Origin of the sequence: Limibacillus sp. (assembly GCA_037379885.1) — a bacterium.
Classification (GTDB): domain Bacteria; phylum Pseudomonadota; class Alphaproteobacteria; order Kiloniellales; family CECT-8803; genus JARRJC01.
The window spans coordinates 1-4,977 of sequence record JARRJC010000088.1 but is presented as its reverse complement, the minus strand read 5'-3'; the positions used below and the strand labels follow the sequence as shown (position 1 = coordinate 4,977).

Genomic DNA, 4,977 nt, shown 5'->3' with positions numbered 1-4,977 from the left:
CCTCAGCAACGACTTCCGTTCTTATGTTTGGGACGTGCAAACTTTGAAGCAAAAGTCCGTACTGATGTCCGTACAAACGAAAAACCACCTAGCAGCATTGCCGCTAAGTGGTTGATATAAATGGTGGGCGCGGCTGGGATTGAACCAGCGACCCCTGCCGTGTGAAGGCAGTGCTCTCCCGCTGAGCTACGCGCCCCTAACCGGTCGTCTCCCGGCAGGTGGGAGGCCTGATTTATGCCAGGCGGGCGTGACTGTCAAGCGGGCCGCCGCCCGCCGTCAGCGCAGCGCGGCGAGGGCGGAGGGCAGGGCCTCGAAGCTGTCGATCAGCGCATCGGGCCCCAGGCTTTCGACCGGCTCGGCGCTGTATCCGAAGGTGCAGAGAATGACCGGCAGCCCGGCGGCGCGCGCGGCTTCCGCGTCGTTGCGGTGGTCGCCCAGCATGATGGCTTGCTCCGGCGCCGCGCCCAGTTCGGTCAGCAGGTCGCGGACGTGGTTGGGATGGGGTTTCTTGTGCGGGTAGCTGTCGCCCGCGCCGATCGTCTCTATCAACTCGCGCATCCCGAGGTTCTCCAGGATGCGCCGCGAGGGGGCGAGCGGCTTGTTGGTGCAGAGCGCCAGGCGCCAGCCCTCGGCCTTCAACTGTCCCAATACTTCAGGCGCGCCCGGATAGGGCCGCGTCTTGTCCGTCACGTGCTCGAAGTAGTCGGCCAATCCCTCGGCGATCAGGTCGGCCATCCTCTCGTCGGAAATGCCGCCGCCGGTGGCGTTCAGTGCCCGCTGCATCAGGGCGCCGAAGCCGTCGCCGACCATCGCCTTGATGCGCTCCACCGGCAAGGGCTCGCGGCCCAGCGCGGCCAACCGGCGGTTGGCGGCGTCCGCGATGTCGGGGGCCGAATCGACCAGCGTGCCGTCCAGGTCGATCAGAAGGCAGTCTCGGGGTGCCCCCTTGGCAGCGGTCATGTAACCTCCGTTCATAATAGTTGAATCGCCACAAATACTTAAAGGGGTGCGCACGAACCCGGTGGCGGCTATAAGCAGCGTTCGATTCTGCCCCTCACCACCTTTCATGCCATAAGAAGAGACGCAAAAGCGAGTTCGAGGCGAGAATGAGCGAGAAGACGCAATCCCAAAGCCCTCTCAGCGTTGTCGTGCTGGCCGCCGGCAAGGGCACGCGCATGCGCTCCAGCGTGCCGAAGGTGCTGCACCGCGTCGCGGGCAAACCCATGGTCCGGCACGTGCTGGACGCTGTCCGGCCGCTCGACCCGGCGAAGGCCGTGGTGGTGGTCGGCCCCGACATGCCGGAGGTGGCGGAGGCCGTGGCCCCCTGGCCGACGGCGGTTCAGAGCGAGCAGCTCGGCACTGCTCATGCCGTGCAGGCCGCCGCCCCGCATCTGGAGAGCGAAATCGCCGCGGGGGGCGACCTCCTGATCCTCTATGGCGATGGTCCCCTGATCACGGCCGAGACGCTCGAGGCCATGCGGCACGCCCGCCACGATGCGCGTGAGGGTGAGCCCGATTTCGTCTGGCTCGGTTTCCGGCCCGCCGATCCGACCGGCTATGGCCGTCTGATCCTGGACGGCGCCGGTCTGCTTGAGCGCATCGTGGAGGAGAAGGACGCCTCGGCTCAGGAGCGTGCGCTCGACCTCTGCTGGGCGGGTCTGGTGCTGGGGCGCATCGAGGCGCTCTTTCCGCTTCTGGCGAAGATCGGCAACGACAATGCCAAGGGCGAGTACTACCTGACCGATCTGGTGTCCCTGGCCGCCGCCGAAGGGCTCACCTCCGCCGTGGTGGAGACGCCCAACGCCGAAGAGGTCCAGGGCGTCAACTCGAAGCTGGAACTGGCGGAGGCCGAAGCCGTGATGCAGCGCCGCCTGCGCCGCCGGGCCATGGAGGAGGGCGCGATCCTGGAACACCCCGAAAGCGTCATCCTGCATCACGACACGCTTCTGGAGCCCGACGCGCTGGTCGAGGCCAACGTGGTCTTCGGTCCCGGCGTTGCGGTCCGCTCTGGTGCGCGGATCCGCGCTTTTTCGCATCTTGAGGGGGCGGAGGTCGGGCCCGGCGCCGTGGTCGGCCCCTACGGCCGCCTGCGGCCTGGCGCGTTCCTGTCGCGGGACGCCCATGTCGGTAACTTCGTCGAGGTGAAGAACGCGACGCTGGGCGAAGGCGCGAAGGCCAATCACCTGACCTATATCGGCGACGCGTCGGTGGGCGCGAAGGCCAATATCGGCGCCGGCACCATCACCTGCAACTACGACGGCTTTACCAAGGCGCGGACCGAGATCGGCGAGGGCGCCTTCATCGGCTCCAACAGCGCCCTGGTCGCGCCGGTGACGGTCGGCAAGGGCGCCATCGTGGGCGCCGGCAGCACCATCACCAAGCCGGTCGGCGAGGACGACATGGTCGTCGTGCGCGGGCGCGCCGTGGAGGTGAAGGGCGGCGCGAAGCGCTTCCGCGACTCCCGCAAGAACGACAAGAACAAGGGTTAGAAGGGGCGCGCCATGTGTGGAATCGTCGGCATCCTCGGTGAAAAGCCGGTCACCCCGCTGCTGCTCGACGGGCTGAAGCGGCTGGAGTACCGCGGCTATGATTCGGCGGGCATCGCGACGCTCCAGGGCGGTCAGCTCGACCGGCGGCGCGCCGAGGGCAAGCTCATCAATCTGGTCGAGGTGGTGGAGAAGAAGCCGCTAGGCGGCACCGTCGGAATCGGTCACACGCGCTGGGCGACCCACGGGCGGCCCAACGAGGTGAACGCCCATCCCCACGTGACCGACAAGGTCGCCATCGTCCACAACGGAATCATCGAGAACTTCCGCGCGCTGCGCGAGGAGCTGCAGGCCAAGGGCCATGTCTTCGAGACGGAGACCGACACCGAGATCGTCGCCCACCTGATCACCAGCTACCTGAACCAGGGGCTGGACCCGGTGGCGGCGACCGGCGAGACGCTGAAGCGCCTTGAGGGCGCCTTCGCGCTGGCGATCCTCTTCGCGGGGCGCGAGGACCTGATGATCGGTGCGCGCCAGGGCAGTCCCCTCGCGGTCGGCTATGGCGACGGGGAGATGTTCCTCGGCTCCGATGCGCTGGCCTTGGCGCCGCTGACCGACCGCATCTGCTATTTGGAGGAGGGTGACTGGGCCGTCCTGACTTCGGACGGCGCGGAGATCCGCGATGCCGCGGGAAACCCGGTCGAGCGGCCGATCAAGCAGACGGCGCTGTCCGGCGCGTTGATCGGCAAGGCGGGCTACCGCCACTTCATGCTGAAGGAGATCTTCGAGCAGCCCGCGGTGATCGGCGACACCCTGACCTCCTACATCGACCCGCTGAAGCGGCGCATCGAGCTGCCGGAGATGGGCATGGACCTTTCCAAGCTGCCGCGCGTCACCATCTCCGCCTGCGGCACGGCCTATTACGCCGGGATGGTCGCCAAATACTGGCTGGAGCAGGAAGCGCGGCAGATGGTCGAGGTCGACATCGCCTCGGAATTCCGCTACCGGGAGGCCCCGCTGCCCGAAGGCGGGCTCTCGCTCTTCATCTCCCAATCGGGGGAGACCATCGACACCCTGGCCGCCCTGCGCTATGCGCGCAAGGAGGGCCAGCGCATCGTCTCCGTGGTCAACAGCCCGGAAAGCGCCATCGCGCGGGAATCGGACGCCGTGCTGCCGACGCTGGCGGGGCCGGAGATCGGCGTCGCCTCGACCAAGGCCTTCACCACGCAGCTGACGGTGCTCGCCTGTTTCGCGCTGGCCGTCGCCCGCGCGCGCGGTGTCTTGAGCGAGGCGCGCGAGGCGGCGCTTTCCGAAGCCTTGATGGAACTGCCGACCCGCGTGACCGAGGTGCTCGCCAAGGACGAGGAGATGCACGAACTGGCGCAGGAGATCATGGAGGCGCGCGATGTGCTCTACCTCGCGCGCGGCAACCTCTATCCGCTGGCGCTGGAAGGCGCGCTGAAGCTGAAGGAGATCAGTTACATCCATGCCGAGGGCTACGCCGCCGGCGAGATGAAGCACGGCCCCATCGCCCTGATAGACGACGAGGTGCCGGTGGTGGTCTGCGCGCCCTCCGGCCCGCTGTTGAGCAAGACCATCTCGAACCTGGAGGAGGTGGTGGCCCGGGGCGGGCGCGCCGTGCTGATCGCCGATGCCGAAGGGCTGGCCCAGGCGCCCGAGGGCGTCGCCCGCAAGATCGAACTGCCGAAAGTCGATCCCTTCGTGGCCCCGATCCTCTACGCCCTTCCTGTGCAGATGCTGGCCTATCACACCGCCGTCCTGAAGGGCACCGACGTCGACCAACCCCGCAACCTCGCCAAGTCGGTGACGGTCGAATAGGGGTGCCTCGTCCTCATGCCGCCTTCCGGAAGAGGCGCCGGTAGATCACCTTCAATAGCGGCAGCAGGATCAGGAAGATCGCGATCACCGTGATGGGGCCGGAGATCGGCCGGGTGAAGAAGATCGAGAAGTCGCCGTCCGAGAACAACAGGGACTGCCGCAGCTTGGGCTCGGCGATCGGGCCCAGCACGATGGCCAGCACGGCGGGCGCCAGCGGATAGTCCAGCATGCGCAGGAAGAAGGCTCCAAAGCCGAAAAGCACCATCAGCCAGACGTCGAAGATATCCTGGTAGGCGGCGTAAATGCCGATCAGGGACAGCACAAAGATCATCGGCGCCAGGATCGTGAAGGGCATCCTGAGCATCCAGAGGAAGACCGGGATGAAAGCCAGGTTCACCACGACCGCGACCACGTTGGAAACGTAAAAGGAGCCGATCAGCGGCCAGACGAAATCCGGCTGGTTGGTGAAAAGCAACGGGCCCGGCTGCAAACCCCAGATCACCATGCCGGCCAGCAAAACCGCGGTGGTGGGGGACCCGGGGATGCCCAGCGTCATCATCGGCAGCATGGCGCCGGTCGAGGCCGAGTTGTTGGCCGCTTCCGGGGCTGCCACGCCGTCCACCTCGCCCTTGCCGAAGGCGCGCGGATTGCG

At 66.9% G+C, this 4,977-nt stretch carries 4 protein-coding genes and 1 tRNA gene; 2 read left to right on the top strand and 3 right to left on the bottom strand.

Going from position 1 to position 4,977, the window contains the following annotated elements; translation table 11 throughout:
* Positions 1 to 121 precede the first annotated feature (121 nt).
* Both P8X75_14465 and gph read right to left on the bottom strand, forming a co-directional pair.
* Positions 122 to 196 (bottom strand) — tRNA-Val (locus P8X75_14465).
* A gap of 80 nt (positions 197 to 276) precedes the next feature.
* Positions 277 to 960, bottom strand: a complete 684-nt coding sequence (gene gph / locus P8X75_14460) for a phosphoglycolate phosphatase (protein MEJ1996385.1) — start codon at positions 958 to 960, stop codon at positions 277 to 279.
* Between the two features lie 146 nt (positions 961 to 1,106).
* Between gph and glmU the strand changes: the two genes are divergently transcribed.
* Both glmU and glmS read left to right on the top strand, forming a co-directional pair.
* A complete protein-coding gene (gene glmU / locus P8X75_14455; protein MEJ1996384.1) occupies positions 1,107 to 2,489 on the top strand; it encodes a bifunctional UDP-N-acetylglucosamine diphosphorylase/glucosamine-1-phosphate N-acetyltransferase GlmU in 1,383 nt (460 codons plus the stop codon).
* Positions 2,490 to 2,501: 12 nt separating this feature from the next.
* The gene (gene glmS / locus P8X75_14450; protein ID MEJ1996383.1) at positions 2,502 to 4,325 is read left to right on the top strand and encodes a glutamine--fructose-6-phosphate transaminase (isomerizing); all 1,824 of its coding nucleotides are present in this window, start codon (positions 2,502 to 2,504) and stop codon (positions 4,323 to 4,325) included.
* 13 nt (positions 4,326 to 4,338) lie between these two features.
* Here glmS and P8X75_14445 read toward each other — a convergent pair.
* Positions 4,339 to 4,977: tripartite tricarboxylate transporter permease (locus tag P8X75_14445; GenBank protein ID MEJ1996382.1), on the bottom strand; the 639-nt coding region annotated here is incomplete at its 5' end.